The 14296-nt window shown below is 59.7% G+C and carries 11 protein-coding genes and 1 riboswitch (1 of these 12 running past the window's edge); of the genes, 7 read left to right on the forward strand and 4 right to left on the reverse strand.

What is annotated here, in order from left to right:
- Window positions 1–408 precede the first annotated feature (408 nt).
- On the forward strand, window positions 409–1032 hold the full coding sequence (locus ACFWHB_RS00285) for a response regulator transcription factor (RefSeq protein WP_025325232.1): 624 nt from the start codon (window positions 409–411) through the stop codon (window positions 1030–1032).
- 5 nt (window positions 1033–1037) lie between these two features.
- A complete protein-coding gene (locus ACFWHB_RS00290) occupies window positions 1038–4619 on the forward strand; it encodes an ATP-binding protein (protein ID WP_395949241.1) in 3582 nt (1193 codons plus the stop codon).
- 34 nt (window positions 4620–4653) lie between these two features.
- Here ACFWHB_RS00290 and ACFWHB_RS00295 read toward each other — a convergent pair whose 3' ends face one another.
- On the reverse strand, window positions 4654–5094 hold the full coding sequence (locus ACFWHB_RS00295; RefSeq protein ID WP_395949242.1) for a hypothetical protein: 441 nt from the start codon (window positions 5092–5094) through the stop codon (window positions 4654–4656).
- 168 nt (window positions 5095–5262) lie between these two features.
- Here ACFWHB_RS00295 and ACFWHB_RS00300 point away from each other — a divergent pair, with 168 nt between their 5' ends.
- The 3 genes from ACFWHB_RS00300 to ACFWHB_RS00310 all read left to right on the forward strand — a co-directional run bounded on the left by ACFWHB_RS00300 (window position 5263) and on the right by ACFWHB_RS00310 (window position 9100).
- Window positions 5263–6936, forward strand: coding sequence for a sensor histidine kinase (locus ACFWHB_RS00300; protein ID WP_234570694.1), 1674 nt, complete (start codon window positions 5263–5265; stop codon window positions 6934–6936).
- A 129-nt stretch (window positions 6937–7065) separates the two neighbouring features.
- Window positions 7066–7794, forward strand: coding sequence for a LytR/AlgR family response regulator transcription factor (locus ACFWHB_RS00305; protein WP_262113920.1), 729 nt, complete (start codon window positions 7066–7068; stop codon window positions 7792–7794).
- Between the two features lie 109 nt (window positions 7795–7903).
- The gene (locus ACFWHB_RS00310) at window positions 7904–9100 is read left to right on the forward strand and encodes an L-lactate MFS transporter (protein ID WP_393935448.1); all 1197 of its coding nucleotides are present in this window, start codon (window positions 7904–7906) and stop codon (window positions 9098–9100) included.
- A 71-nt stretch (window positions 9101–9171) separates the two neighbouring features.
- Here the strand turns inward: ACFWHB_RS00310 and ACFWHB_RS00315 are convergent, their stop codons facing one another.
- Window positions 9172–10296 carry a 5-(carboxyamino)imidazole ribonucleotide synthase gene (locus tag ACFWHB_RS00315; protein ID WP_395949243.1) on the reverse strand — a complete coding sequence of 375 codons (1125 nt, stop codon included), beginning with the start codon at window positions 10294–10296 and terminating at the stop codon, window positions 9172–9174.
- On the reverse strand, window positions 10293–10802 hold the full coding sequence (purE, locus tag ACFWHB_RS00320; RefSeq protein ID WP_395949244.1) for a 5-(carboxyamino)imidazole ribonucleotide mutase: 510 nt from the start codon (window positions 10800–10802) through the stop codon (window positions 10293–10295). Before purE ends, ACFWHB_RS00315 begins: the two co-directional genes overlap by 4 nt.
- A 210-nt stretch (window positions 10803–11012) precedes the next feature.
- Window positions 11013–11191, forward strand: a riboswitch (cobalamin riboswitch).
- Window positions 11192–11242: 51 nt separating this feature from the next.
- Between purE and ACFWHB_RS00325 the strand changes: the two genes are divergently transcribed.
- Together ACFWHB_RS00325 and murI are read left to right on the forward strand one after the other, a co-directional pair.
- Complete coding sequence (locus ACFWHB_RS00325; protein ID WP_395949245.1) at window positions 11243–13078, forward strand: TonB-dependent receptor domain-containing protein; 1836 nt, start codon at window positions 11243–11245, stop codon at window positions 13076–13078.
- Window positions 13079–13193: 115 nt separating this feature from the next.
- Entirely contained in the window at window positions 13194–13982 is a 789-nt protein-coding gene (gene murI / locus ACFWHB_RS00330) for a glutamate racemase (RefSeq protein ID WP_395949246.1), read from the forward strand.
- Window positions 13983–13986: 4 nt separating this feature from the next.
- Here murI and ACFWHB_RS00335 read toward each other — a convergent pair whose 3' ends face one another.
- Window positions 13987–14296: the 3' portion of an RNA recognition motif domain-containing protein gene (locus ACFWHB_RS00335; RefSeq protein WP_395949247.1), read on the reverse strand. Its footprint extends 182 nt past the window's final position; the window shows 310 of its 492 coding nt (coding positions 183–492); its start codon lies beyond the right edge, outside the window; its stop codon occupies window positions 13987–13989.

Below are 14296 nucleotides of genomic sequence, written 5' to 3' on the forward strand. Positions count from 1 at the left end.
CCTGGATCGATCGAATGCTGTGTAGGAAAAATCCCAAAGAGTGATGGGCTGCAAACTTCAGAATATTGTGGTTCTTGCTTCTTTCTCTGAGCGGGAAATGTTGTCATGTATTTGATTTGTATCTTTTTTTCATTTTTTTCTATGATTTTTTCAGAGGGGATGAGAAATGACAGAGGAGAGTGAAGAGAGGGGGCGTAATCTGGCAATGGGAGAGATTCGTATGGGCTGCACTAAATGTAATCGATTGATAAATAAATAAAAAATAGGGAGGCTATAATGAATATTCGCTTCTAAATACGCTGACTTATATGTTTGTAACATATTATGAACAACAAGAGGCTGTATGGTGTAGCTGTTTGATTTGTAGTTAATATACTCTTCGGAAAGAACGAAAAAGAAGGCATGTATATGGCGAAGGTAGTGATAGTAGATGATCATCCTGCAATAAGAATGGCTGTAAACATGCTTCTGAAGCAGGATGGACATCTTATTTTAGCCGAGGTCGATAATGGTGTTGATGCGATCGCCATGACCAAAAATAATCGACCGGATATCGTCATTCTTGATATTGGAATCCCTCAGCTGGACGGTATCGAGGTGATTAAAAGACTCAAGCAACTGGATATGGGGGTCAAGATTTTGGTGTTGTCCGCACAATCTACCCACCATGTCATGGTGCGCTGCCTGCAAGCCGGCGCCGATGGTTTTTTGTCCAAGCTGGAGGATCTGTATTTATTGAAGGATGCAATTGTAAAAATAGAAAAGAAACAGCTCTACTTTCCTCGAGAGGTGATTGCCGGCGCCAGACATGCCCATACGGTCGATGGGGAGGATCTGCTGTCAACTCTCTCTTCCCGCGAGTTGAGCGTGCTGCTCCAAATATGTCAGGGCCAGACTAACAAGCAGATTGCAGAAAGCATGTTGCTTAGTGAAAAGACAGTCAGCACTTACAAGACCCGGTTGATGAAAAAGCTCAATATAACCAACATCATCGACCTGATAAGTCTGGCCAGACGGCAGAAGCTGCTGTGATAGCGATGAAATCCCTGCTGCTCTTCCTCGTTCTGCTTTGCGCGTGGCCGTGCGCGGCCAATGCGCAGGAAGAGCCACTGCTCCAGGTCTATTCGCGAGATGGCGGGGAATATCTGGATGCCAGCCCCCTGCCATTGCATGGGGAAGAGTGGCGCTGGCTGCAGGAGCGCGAGCGGCTGATCATGGGGGTGCCAAGACCCGACAATCCTCCCATGGACATCACCCTGCGCGCCAATGCTTATGAGGGGGTGACGGCCGATATCGTTGGTATGCTGACCCATTTGCTGCACATCGAAATCATGGTGAAAGGGTATCCCTCCCGAGCGGCGGCCATAGAGGCACTCAAGCGAGGGGAGATCGACTTGCTGAGTGCCTCAAATTCTTATGAGCAAGAGCAGCAACTTTTGTTAACGGATAAATATATTGCGGATGACCCTGCCATCTATAAAAACATTCGAGTAAAAGAGCGGGAAATAAAGACGGTTGCCGTGCCTGAGTATTATCTGCCATTCATGGACATCATGCGGTATTTGTCAGACTACAAAGTAAAAATATATCCCTCCCGTTATAGCGCACTCTCTGCGGTGGCATATGGCCAAGTGGACGCCGTCATGGTTGACATGATCTCCGGGAATTTTATTGTCAACAAGTTTTACCAGAACAGTGTTCAATTATTGAAACCGCTTTATATCGATACCGATGGTTTTGCCTTTGCCCTCAACCCCAAGGAGCGGCGGCTCAAGAGAATAATAGATATAGCACTGGGAGAGATCCTCGAGGGCAAGCGGGCGGAAGTGGCCAAACGCTGGAATGGGGGGGGCTTGTCCATTGGTGCCAGCAGGGTCGACTTGACCAGCGAGCAGTGGGAGTGGCTGGGCAAGCGGGAGAAAATCCAGATTGCGGTCAATAGCGGCGTGCCACCTCTCAGCTTTCTCGATGTCACTGGCACCATGCATGGGGTGGTCGCCGATCTGCTGCAGGTCATTCGGGCGAAGCTGGGGGTGGAGATCGAGGTGGTTCCGGTCAAGACGCCCGAGCAGATGACCCAGTTGCTGGATGGCGGCCAGGTGGATGCGGGTGTGCTGAGCCCGTCAGCCGAGCGCAGGAACCGCTATCTGTTCAGCAGGGCCTTTGTCCTCGATCCTTTGTCATATGTGGTGGGGTTGCGGCATAGAGAGACATCTTCGGAGGCCTTGCTAAAGTCCGGCACAGTGGCCGTGGTCCGGGGTTTTATCTCGACTCAGGCCATAGAGGCTGAATATGGAAAGCTGACAACACGTCAGTTCGACAAGATTGAAGATGCGCTGCGCTGTGTTGCTAATGAGGTGTGTGATGTGACTGTGTTGCCGCTTCGGGTGGCCAAGTACTACATAAACAGCAAATTTCCCGACAGCCTGTTCATCACGGGGGAATTGTTCGATTCCATTCCGATCAGTGCCGCCTTTGCGGTCTCCCCCGACCATCAGATGCTGCGGGATATTCTGGACAAGGTGATTGCCATCATACCGCCGGATGAGCTGGAAGGGCTGTCCAACCGTTGGCGAGTGAGTGCTCAGCAGGAGGCTATCTCCTGGCAGGAACTGCTACGGGAGTTCGGGGTCTTCATCGCACTGATCCTGTTGCTGACCATCTGGGTCAGCCTGTGGGGTCTGTCTCTGCGCAAGCAGGTTCGTGAGCGGCGGTTGGTGGAGGGGGCACTGAGCACCCAGCTCAAGTTCATCGCCGATCTGGTGGACGGGACACCTCATCCAATTTATGCGAGGGACCAGGATGGACGCCTGCTCCTCTGCAACAGCAGCTATGCGAGTTTCTTTGGTGAACCCAAAGCCAGATTGCTGGGTGCAAGTCTGGATGAAGATCGCAAGCGTTGGCCCTTTCTTGCCCCCCTGATTGCAGACCTGACTTTCTCCCGTGAGGCGCGACTTGCGCAAGAGGGAGACCATCGGCTGGTCATGGCGACAGGCGTGGTGGATGTTTATCACTGGGTTCAGCCTTATTACGACCTGGATGGCAATGTTCAGGGGGGGATTGGCGGCTGGATCGATGTGAGCGAGCGCGTGCGTTTGCTGGATGAACTGGCGGTGGCCAGCCAGGAGGCTCAGGAGGCCAATCGTGCCAAAACGACCTTTCTGGCGACCATGAGTCATGAAATACGCACCCCCATGAATGCCATCATCGGCTTGCTGGAGCTGGCTCTCAAGCGGGGCCGCCTGCATGAAGAAGATCAATCCTCACTCACCATTGCTCATGGGTCAGCAAAAGACCTGCTGAGCCTGATCGGCGACATTCTGGATATCTCCAAGATAGAGTCTGGTCGGCTTGAACTGGCACCGGAGCCTCATGACATAGCGGCTCTTACGGCGTCTGTCGTGACCGTATTCAATGCCCTGGCCCGGGAGAAGAATCTGCGACTGGAGCTCACTGCAGGACAAGCACACTGGGTGCAGATAGACGGACTCTGTTACAAGCAAATACTCTCCAATCTGATCAGCAACGCCATCAAGTACACCGAGCAGGGATCGGTAAAAGTGACCCTGGCGTCACAAGCCAGCGATGGCTGGTGTACCTTGCAACTGGCCATCAGGGATACCGGAATAGGGATTGATCCGGTAGAGCAGGCGCGACTGTTCCAGCCCTTCCGTCAAGCCAGCCAGCCGGAGCATATCCAGCAATCGGGAACCGGTCTGGGGCTGATGATTTCCCGTACCCTCTGCGAATCGATGGGGGGTTCCTTGCTGCTCGAGAGCGAGCCCGGGCATGGTACTCGAGTCTGCGTCGAGATGAAGTTGCCCCTCGCTGATGCCGTGGTGGTGCCTGCTCCTCCCGCCCAGGGGAGAGTCATGGAGCAAGGGCGGCGGTTAAGAGTGATGGTGGTCGATGACCATCCCGCCAATCGGCTGTTGGTCACCCAGCAACTGGCCTATCTGGGGCATGACGCCACGGCTGTCGAGTCAGGGGAGCAGGCCTTGCGGCTGCTTGCCGATACCCGGGTGGATGTCGTCATTACCGACTTCAACATGCCGGGAATGAACGGATTCGAGCTGACGCGACAGTACCGTGCACGGGAGCGGCACCATGGCTGGCGGCCTTGTGTGATCCTGGGCCTGACGGCCGATGCTCGTCAGGAGCAGCTCAATGAAGGCCAGGCTGCCGGCATGGATGACTGCCTGTTCAAGCCGGTCGGGCTGGAGGCGCTCGATCACTGTCTGCGCCAGCATATGCTACGGGAAGAGCAGGCTGATGTTGCAACCTGCATGCAGGAGATAAGGCAATACCTGGGACCGCTGACAGCGCACCAGTCTACCTTGATGTCTCCCTTGCTGGCCGAGTTTGTCCGTGCCAGTGACGATGACCTCCTGGGGTTGCAGAATGCAGCAGAGAAGGGGGCTGCCGCTCAATTCCTGGATAGGGTGCACCGGCTGAAAGGGGGCGCCAGGATCATGGGGACACTCCAGTTGGTTGCTACCTGCAGCGAGATCGAGTCCTGGGTTCTCGACGAGCGGACGCTGCCGATAGCGCTGGCGCGTCTGCGGCAAGATTATGAGGTCGTCAGGCTGGCAGCCACCCAACTCCAGAGTGTGGAGTAAAGCATGAAGGCATGACCGGCATGCCTCCAGTTGATCAACCGAGCCAGTACACCATCAGCTCATAGGCGGCCTCACCGACCTGGTCGGGCTTGGCTGCGGTGGCTTGATAGCTGAGGTAGTAGCGGGTGGCCTGCGTCAGCGTCAGGGGGTGAGTTGCTGAAAGCGGCTGCCCATTCAAGGTCAGATTGAGCGGGTTGCCGTCTGGCTGCGACAGCTTGCCATACAGTTTTCGAGCTTGCAGTTGATAGGTTGCATTGAATTCCGGATGGCTGATATCGGCCGCCAGAGTATGAACGGGATGCTGTGTCTGGCCTGAGTTGACGTATTGGTGACCGGGATGGGTGAGTGATATTTCCATTCTGGTGTCCTTGCTGGCGGTCGCCTGCCAGGTCAGCTGGCTTGCCTGGGTGTCCGCATGAGCGGGTAGTCCGCTCCATCCTATCAACAAGGCCAGCGCCATGATTTTTTTGGACATAACTATCTCCTGTATGCAACGAGGCTCCCCCTGATGGGGTTCCTCTTTCTATCGGCATCCAGGGTCGAAAGCTAAGTTCGAGACCTGCTATTCACCATGAGCTGACAGAAGATACGGGGTATGATCCTGCACCTTGGCGCTTTCATGCCACTTACCGGGGATCCTGTTTTGCTCGAAAATCAGATGATGTTGTTGGCGGTGTTTGAACGGGCGGCGCTGATGCTGATGACGCTCTTCCTCCTGACCCGTACCAGACCCTTCCAGCGACTGTTCCAGAAGCGGGATCACACCCCGGCTGAGCTGCTGCTGGTGGCTGCCATCTTCGGCCTGTTTGCGGTGTTCAGCACCTACACCGGTATTCCGGTGGAGGGGGCGCTGATCAACGTGCGGATCATCGCCATCATCTCGGGCGGCATACTGTTCGGCCCCTGGGTCGGCATCCCGGCCGGGGTCATCTCGGGTCTGCACCGCTACCTCATCGACATGGATGGTCACACCTCCATCCCTTGCCTCATCGCCAGCATCATCGCCGGTCTGCTGGCGACCTGGCTGCACCTGAGATGCCGCAAGTCGCGACTCTGGCTCTACGGCATACTGGCGGGCATGGCCTGCGAGGGGTTGACCATGCTGCTGATCTGGCTGTTGACCGAGCCCCATGCCGTTGGGGTCGAGATCGTCAGCCACATCGCCTATCCGATGATCGCCGGGACCCTCTGCATCGGTCTCATCATCAAGCTGGTGCAGGATCTGGACGACGAGAAGGAGCTGATTGCCGCCAAGCAGGCCAAGCTGGCGCTGGACATAGCAAACCAGACGCTGCCCTTCTTCCAGAACATAGATCGCCACTCCCTCGGTCAGGTGTGCGCCGTGATCCGGCGCGAGATCGACGCCGATGCGGTGGCCATCACAGACACCCGGGACGTGCTGGCCTATGTGGGGGTGGGCAAGGATTACTACGAGCTGGACGAGCACCACGCCATCAGCGACATGACCCAGAGAGCTGTGCTGCTGGACCAGATCATCATCAACAACGATCTGCGCCAGTATCACCTCTCCGATTTTCACTCTGTCATCATCATCCCGCTGCGGGAAAATGGCGCCGTCAGCGGCACCCTCAAGATCTACTATCGCCGCACCCACAGCATCACCAGCTCGTTGCGGGAGATGGCGGTGGGCCTCTCCCAGCTCATCTCCACCCAGATGGAGGTGTCGCGCATCGAGCAGCTCAAGGAGATGACCCGCAAGGCGGAGTTCACCGCGCTGCAGAGCAAGATCAACCCTCACTTCCTGTTCAATGCCCTCAATGCCATCTCATCCTTGATCCGCATCCGCCCCCAGCAGGCGCGCCAGCTCATCGCCAACCTGGCGGACTACCTGCGCTACAACCTCAACAAGGGGGACGAGCTCATCGACATCCAGGAGGAGCTGCAGCAGGTGCGCGACTACGTGGCCATCGAGCAGGCTCGCTTCGGCGACAAGCTGGAGGTGGTGTTCGAGGTGGACGACGTCCACATCCAGGTGCCTTGCCTGCTGTTGCAGCCCCTGGTGGAAAACGCCATCCTGCATGGCATCCAGCCCCGCAGTGCCCCGGGCCGGGTCACCATAGAGGTGAAGCAGCTGGCGGGGGGCATCCGGGTGGCGGTGCGCGACACTGGCTACGGCATCAGCCAGGCGGTGATCGACGGGGTGGCCGCCGGCCGGGTGGAGAGCCGCAGCATAGGCCTGATGAACGTTCATCAGCGGGTCAAGCTGCTCTATGGGGACGGCCTGCACCTCAAGCGGCTGGAGCCGGGTACCGAAGTCTGTTTCTATCTGCCGGATCAGGAGGCGATGCCATGTTGAGAGCCATCACTGTTGAAGACGAGTCGCTGACTGGAGAGGCGTTGTCATGTTGAAAGCCATTAATGTCGAAGATGAATGTTTGATGCGGGAGGCGCTGGCCTCTCCTGCGTTCCCTCTGGGGGCAATGCCATGCTGAAAGCCATCATAGTGGAAGACGAATACCTGGCTCGCGAGGAGCTGATCTATCTGGTGAACCAGCACAGTCAGATCGAGATAGTGGCGAGTTTCGAAGATGGGCTGGAGGCGTTCAAATACCTGCAGGATCACGAGGTGGACGTGGTGTTCCTGGATATCCAGATCCCCTCCATCGACGGCCTGCTGCTGGCCAAGAACCTGCACAAGTCGAGCCATCCGCCCCACATCGTCTTCGTCACCGCCTACAAGGAGTTTGCGGTGGAGGCGTTCGAGCTGGAGGCGTTCGACTATATCCTCAAGCCCTACAACGAGCCGCGCATCATCAATCTGCTGCAAAAGCTCGAACATGCGGGCAAGTCGCAACCGGTGCAGGGGGAGGTGAGCAGCCCGCACAATCGCACCATCAACCTGGTGAAGGGGGAGCGCATCATAGTCACCCCCTGCGAGCAGATCTACTATGCGGAAGCGGACGAGAAGCTCACCTATGTCTACACCCGCACCGATCGCTACGTGATGACCATGGCTCTCAGCGAGTTTGTCAGCCGCCTGCCGGCGGAGGGCTTCTTCCGCTGCCACCGCTCCTACTGCGTCAACATCAACAAGATCCGCGAGATAGTGCCCTGGTTCAACAGCACCTATCTCATCCGGCTCCATGATCTGCCGTTCGAGGTGCCGGTCAGCCGCAGCAACATCAAGGCGTTCCGTCAGCTGATGCGCCTCTGATTGTCATTCATGCCCGCCGATCTGCATTTCATGCCTTAATCTGCCGGCGCGAGCCGCGTCTTGCCTATAGTGGCCTCAATTTCCTTATGGCCATCGCCCGAGACGCATCATGACTAAAGAGATGAATCGCACCCGGTATCTGACCCTGATCGGTACCATCATCACCCAGTTTGCGCTGGGCTCCGTTTACACCTGGAGCCTGTTCAACGCCCAGCTCTCCGACAAGCTGGACGAGCCGGTGAGCCAGGTGGCCTTCGCCTTCGGCCTGCTCAGCCTCTCCCTGGCGGTGGCCTCCTCCCTGGCGGGCAAGCTGCAGGAGCGGTTCGGGGTGCGCAACGTCACTCTGGGGGCTGGCGTGCTGCTCGGCATCGGCTTCTTCCTCACCGCCCACGCCAGCAACCTGGCCATGCTCTACCTCTGCGCTGGCATACTGGTGGGCTTCGCCGACGGGACCGGCTACCTGATGACCCTCTCCAACTGCGTGAAGTGGTTCCCGGAGCGCAAGGGGCTGATCTCCGCCTGCTCCATCGGTGCCTATGGCCTCGGCAGCCTCGGCTTCAAGTACATCAACCTGCTGCTGCTCTCCAACAACGGGCTGGAGGCGACCTTCCAGCTGTGGGGGCTGATCGCCATGTCCATGGTGCTGGTGGGTGGCATGCTGATGAAGGATGCGCCCCAGCAGGCCACTTCCGTGCAACAGACCGAGAGCCGCGATTTCACCCTGGCCGAGGCCATGCGCAAGCCGCAGTACTGGATGCTGGCGCTGATGTTCCTCACCGCCTGCATGAGCGGCCTCTATGTCATCGGCGTGGCCAAGGACATAGGCGAGAAGATGGTGGGTCTGCCAGCCGTGGTCGCCGCCAACGCCGTCGCCATCATCGCCATGGCCAACCTGGGTGGCCGTCTGGTGCTGGGCATTCTCTCCGACAAGATGTCCCGCATCCGTGTCATCACCATAGCCCAGCTGATTACCCTGGCGGGTATGGTGCTGCTGCTGTTCGTGCCCCTCAACGCCAACCTCTTCTTCGTGGCGGTGGCCTGCGTGGCCTTCAGCTTCGGCGGCACCATTACCGTCTACCCCTCCCTGGTGAGCGACTTCTTCGGGCTCAACAACCTGACCAAGAACTACGGTGTCATCTATCTGGGCTTCGGTCTGGGCAGCATCATAGGCTCCATAGTCGCGTCCCTGTTCGGCGGCTTTATGGCGACTTTCAACCTCATTCTGGTGTTGCTGGTGGTGGCACTGGTGCTCTCCCTCACCATACGGCTGCCGGCTCCCGTTGCGGTGGCGGCGGATCGGGGCTGACCTGGTCTCCACGGCGGTAAAAAAGAAGACCCGGGCCTTGGCCCGGGTCTTTTCGTTGGTACCAGCAACGCTTAGCGCGGCGGCAGGCCCAGCAGGGCGCGCAACTGGTGCGCGGTGGCCTCGACCGCAGACCAGTCGGTGCCGGTGACTGTCACATGGCCCATCTTGCGGCCGGGGCGGGCGTCGCCCTTGCCGTAGAGGTGCAGGTGCACGCCGGGCAGGGCCAGGGCGCTGGCCCAGTCAGGGGTGCCGCCCTGCCAGAGATCCCCGAGCAAGTTCAGTAGTATGGCGGGGCACACCTCGGCTTTTGCCGGCAGCGGCAGATCGCACAGGGCACGGACCTGCAGCTCGAACTGGCTGCAACCGGCGTTGTCGATGCTGGGGTGGCCGGAGTTGTGGGGGCGGGGCGCCATCTCGTTGACCAGCAGCGCGCCGCCGACCAGGAAGAACTCTACCGTCAGCACGCCCACGTAGTCGAGGGCGGCGATGATGTGCTCGGCGATGCGCTGGGCTTCCGCCTCCAGGGCGGGGACATTGGCCGGGGAGCGGGTCTGATCCAGGATGCCGCCACTGTGCCAGTTCTGCACCAGAGGCAGGGCGCTGATGGCACCGCTCGGGCTGCGGGCCAGGGTGAGGGCAAACTCCCCCTCCAGCGGCAGGCGTTTCTCCAGCACGCAGGCCACGCCGCTGGCAGCCAGGGCCGCTGGCAGCTCTGCGGCCTGGTGGATAGTCCACTGTCCCTTGCCGTCGTAGCCTTCGCGGGCCGTCTTGAGAATGGCGGGGAAGAGGTCGCTGGGCAGGGCCGGCAGCGGCTCACCCGGCAGCAGAGTCAGGTTCGGGGCGACCGGCACGCCGGCGCGGGTCAGGAAGGCTTTCTCTTCCCGGCGATCCTGGCAGACACGCACTGCGCTGGCCGCAGGGCGTATCGGCAGGTGCTGCTCCAGCAGGGCCAGGGAGGCGGCCGGCACGTTCTCGAACTCGCAGGTGACGGCATCACAGCGGCTGGCCAGATCGCGCAGCGCCTCGGCGTCGTCATAGGCTGCCACTATCTGGGCGTCGGCCGCGGCGCCGGCGATGCTGGCGGGATCCGGATCCAGCACTATCACCTGATAACCGAGGCGGTGGGCCGACATCACGAAGTAGCGGCCGAGCTGGCCGCCACCTAGCATGCCGAGGGTAGCGGGGGGCAGTATCATGCCGGGTCCTCCAGTTGCAGGGCCAGCACCCGATCCCGCTCGTTGGCACGGAAGCTGTCGAGCTGCTGGTGATAGCGAGGGGCGTCGCCATCCTGGGCAACCGACAGCAGGGAGACGGCAAACAGAGCTGCGTTGGCGGCACCCGCCTCACCGATGGCGAAGGTGGCGACCGGCACCCCCTTGGGCATCTGCACTATGGAGAGCAGAGAGTCCATCCCCTTGAGCTGACGGGTCGGGATGGGCACACCCAGCACAGGCACTGTGGTCTTGGCGGCCAGCATGCCCGGCAGGTGGGCGGCTCCACCGGCCCCGGCGATGATGGCGCGCAGGCCGCGTTCGCGGGCACTGGCGGCATATTCGAACAGCAGATCCGGGGTGCGGTGGGCGGAGACGACGCGCGCTTCATAGGGCACGCCGTGCTCCTTGAGGATGCGGGCGGCCGCTTGCATCACGGGCCAGTCGGAGTCAGAGCCCATTACCAGGCCGATCATTGGGGGGGTCGTCATTACGGCTTCCTCGGGGGTGTCAAACGTTTGCCGCATGTTACCAAAAAGCCGTGGGACCTGGCTCAACATTTCTTGCGTCTGACCCCTTCGGATTGTGCCCAACGGCGGCCATGACAGAGGTGCAAGGCAGCATCTGTGCCACTCGACACCCTCTTGTGGGAAAAAATGATGGCAGCAATCCAGATGGCTATACATCCAATCCTGCTCTGCCTATAATCCCCCCGCTTTGGCGCATCATGCTTAAAAGGGAATCCGGTGAGAATCCGGAGCTGGCGCGCAGCGGTAAGGGGGAACGAAGCGACATCAGGGCACTGCCGTCAGGTGGGAAGCCGTCGCCGTAGGCCATCAGCCCCCAAGCCCGAAGACCTGCCAAAGTTCGTATTTCGGGCCGAGAGAAACCGGCCACGAAGTAGATGCTTACGCGAACTTAAGGATCTCTCATGTCCAAGAAATTATTGGCGGCTGCCCTGTTGCCAACGGCGGCCTTTGCCCAGCCTTCCCTTCCTGCCAATGACACCATGGTGGTCACCGCCAACCGGGTGGAACAACCCGTCAGTGCTGTGCTGGCTCCCGTGGTGGTGATCGATCGCGCCGAGATTGAATCCCGCCAGGTATCGAGCCTGACGGATCTTCTCAAGACCCTGCCCGGGGTACAGATCACCACCCTGGGTGGCCGGGGCCATATGAGCAGCCTCTTCATCCGCGGCACCAACTCCAACCACTCCCTGGTGTTGATGAATGGCCGCCCCATCGCCGCCATGGTGGCTGGCACGCCCGATCTCAGCCAGATCCCCCTCGGCAACATAGAGCGCGTCGAGTACATCCGCGGGCCGCGGGCCGCCGTCTACGGTTCGGATGCCATAGGTGGCGTCATCAACCTCATCACCAAGACCTCCGCCAAGAGTGGCAGCGAGACCCACCTGAAGGGCGGCGCAGGCAGCCATGGTTATGGTCAGGGCCAACTGCGCACCGTGCAGGCTCTGGGCCAGCAGACCGACATGAACCTGCTGGTGGGCTATGAGCGCACCGATGGGTTCGACGTGGTGGCCGGTGCCCAGCAGCCGGATCGGGACGGCTTCGATAGCCTCAATGGCCAGGTCGGTATGAACCATGCCTTCAACGACGCCTGGAGTGCCGATTTCAACGCTCAGGGTTATGACAACCAGACCGAGATGGACGATGCCTATCAGTCGGCCGACCAGAGCCGGGTGAAGGCCTTCCAGTACGACGGTGGCCTCAAGTTCCAGAGCGAGACCCTGACCAGCCGGCTGGAAGCCAGCTATGGCGAGAACAAGCTGAAGAGCTGGCTGGAGAGCCAGGGGGAATCCAGCGCCCAGCCGATCCACACCGGCTTGACCCGCTTCTCCTGGATCAACAGCTGGAGCGGCATCGAGGGGCTCAACCTGACCGGTGGCGCCGACTGGCAGCAGGAGCAGATGAAGTCCGATTCGCGCAGCTATGGTCAGGCCTTCAATGCCCCGGATCGTGACAACACAGGTCTGTTTGCGGTGGGCAGCTATCGCTGGCAGGCCCTGCTGTGGGAGCTGTCCGGTCGCACCGATGACAACGAGCAGTATGGTCGTCACAACACCTGGTCCGCCGCCAGCGGGCTGGACATAGACGACAACCACAATGTGCGGCTGAGCTACGGCACCGGCTTCAAGGCGCCGACCTTCCTCGATCTCTACTATCCCGGTTATGAGAACCCGGATCTGAAGCCGGAAGAGAGCAAGAACCTGGAGCTGGACTTCTCCGGCCGTTACACCGCCTGGGATTGGTCAGTGAACCTCTATCGCAACCAGATCCAGAACCTGATCTCCTGCCAGAGCGCCTTCTCCAGCTGCAAGCCGGACAACACGGATGCCGAGATCCGTGGCGTGGAAGTGGCGCTGGGGCTGGAAACCGGTCCGCTCCATCATGACCTGAGCTTCGATTACACCAAGACCGAAGACAAGAACGACGGCGATCAGCCGCTGCTGCGCCGCGCCAAGCAGAAGGCGAGCTGGCTGACCCAGGCACAGCTGGGCCCGGTGGATCTGTCGACCGAACTGCTCTACGTGGGCAAGCGGGACGACAAGGACTTCAGCAGCTTCCCCGCAGAGCGGGTGGTGCTGAGCTCTTACACCCTGGTCAATCTGGGTGCCAGCTACGGGGTGACGCCTGCGCTGACCCTGGGCGGTCGCATCGACAACCTGTTCGATCGTGACTATGTCCCGGCCTATGGCTATGCCTCACCGGGCACCGAGTTCAAGCTGACCGCCGACTACCGTCTCTGATCTGCTGCTCTGCTTATATAGAGAGGAAAAAGCGAGGCCCCGCCATGTGCGGGGCCTTTTCTATTGGCCGCTGGCGGGAGTATGATCGCCGCCTCGCATCCAAGGGGGAGCTCTGGTGGCCAATATTCTCGTGTTCGACTCCGGTATGGGCGGCTTGACCGTCTATGGGGAGATCCGTCGCACCCTGCCGGCGCACAACTATTTCTACTGCTTCGACAACGCCCACTTCCCCTATGGCGAGCTGAGCGAACCAGATCTGATCTCTGCCTGCACCGGTTTGGTCAGCCACATGGTGGCCGAACACGCCATCGATCTGGTGGTGATCGCCTGCAACACCGCCAGCACCATAGCCCTGCCATCCCTGCGAGCTACCCTGAGCATTCCTGTGGTGGGCGTGGTACCCGCCATCAAGCCTGCCGCTGCCCTGACCCGCAATGGTTGCATCGGTTTGCTGGCAACCCCGGGCACCGTCAGCCGCGAATATACCCACGAGCTCATCGCCCAGTTCGCGCCGGGCAAGCAGGTGTTGCTCAAGGGAGCGACCGAGCTGGTGATCGAGGCCGAGCGCAAGCTGGCGGGACAGCCGGTCAACATGGGGCTGCTGCGAGAGGTGCTGGCTGACTGGATGGAAGGGGAGGAGAGGCCGGATACCCTGGTGCTGGGCTGCACCCATTTCCCGCTGCTGGGGGATGAAATCCGGCAACTGATGCCGGAGTGCCAACTGGTTGACTCGGGCAATGCGGTGGCAAGGCGGGTGGCCCATCTGCTGGCCGCGCTTCCATCCACCTTCACCGGTGAAGGGCAGGGCCACGCCTATTGCAGCCTGCTGGATGCCCGGGCCCAAAAACTGACAGCCCCCTTGCAAGCATGGGGGCTGTCATCACTCGAAGAGGTGCTGTGCTGAGTCTTCAGGCGTCGACGTCGGCGCCTTCCCTCTCATCCCTGTCCCGCTTGTCGTTGGCTTCACGTACCTTGAGGGTGCGCTGCTGATACTCCTTGTCATTGAGCGCGGCTATGGCCTTGGCCGCATCGGCGACCGGCATCTCAACAAATCCGAAACCCCTGCGCTTGCCAGTGGCCTTGTCTTTCATCAGACGGACGGAAATCACCAGACCCTGCTCGGCAAAGAGCTCGCGCACGGCAATCTCGTTGGCACGGTAGGGCAGGTTGCCTACATATAAGGTGCATGTTTCTTGGCTGGTGTTCTGCTCGGCCACA

Origin of the sequence: Aeromonas mytilicola subsp. aquatica (assembly GCF_044336385.1) — a bacterium.
GTDB lineage: Bacteria > Pseudomonadota > Gammaproteobacteria > Enterobacterales > Aeromonadaceae > Aeromonas > Aeromonas rivipollensis.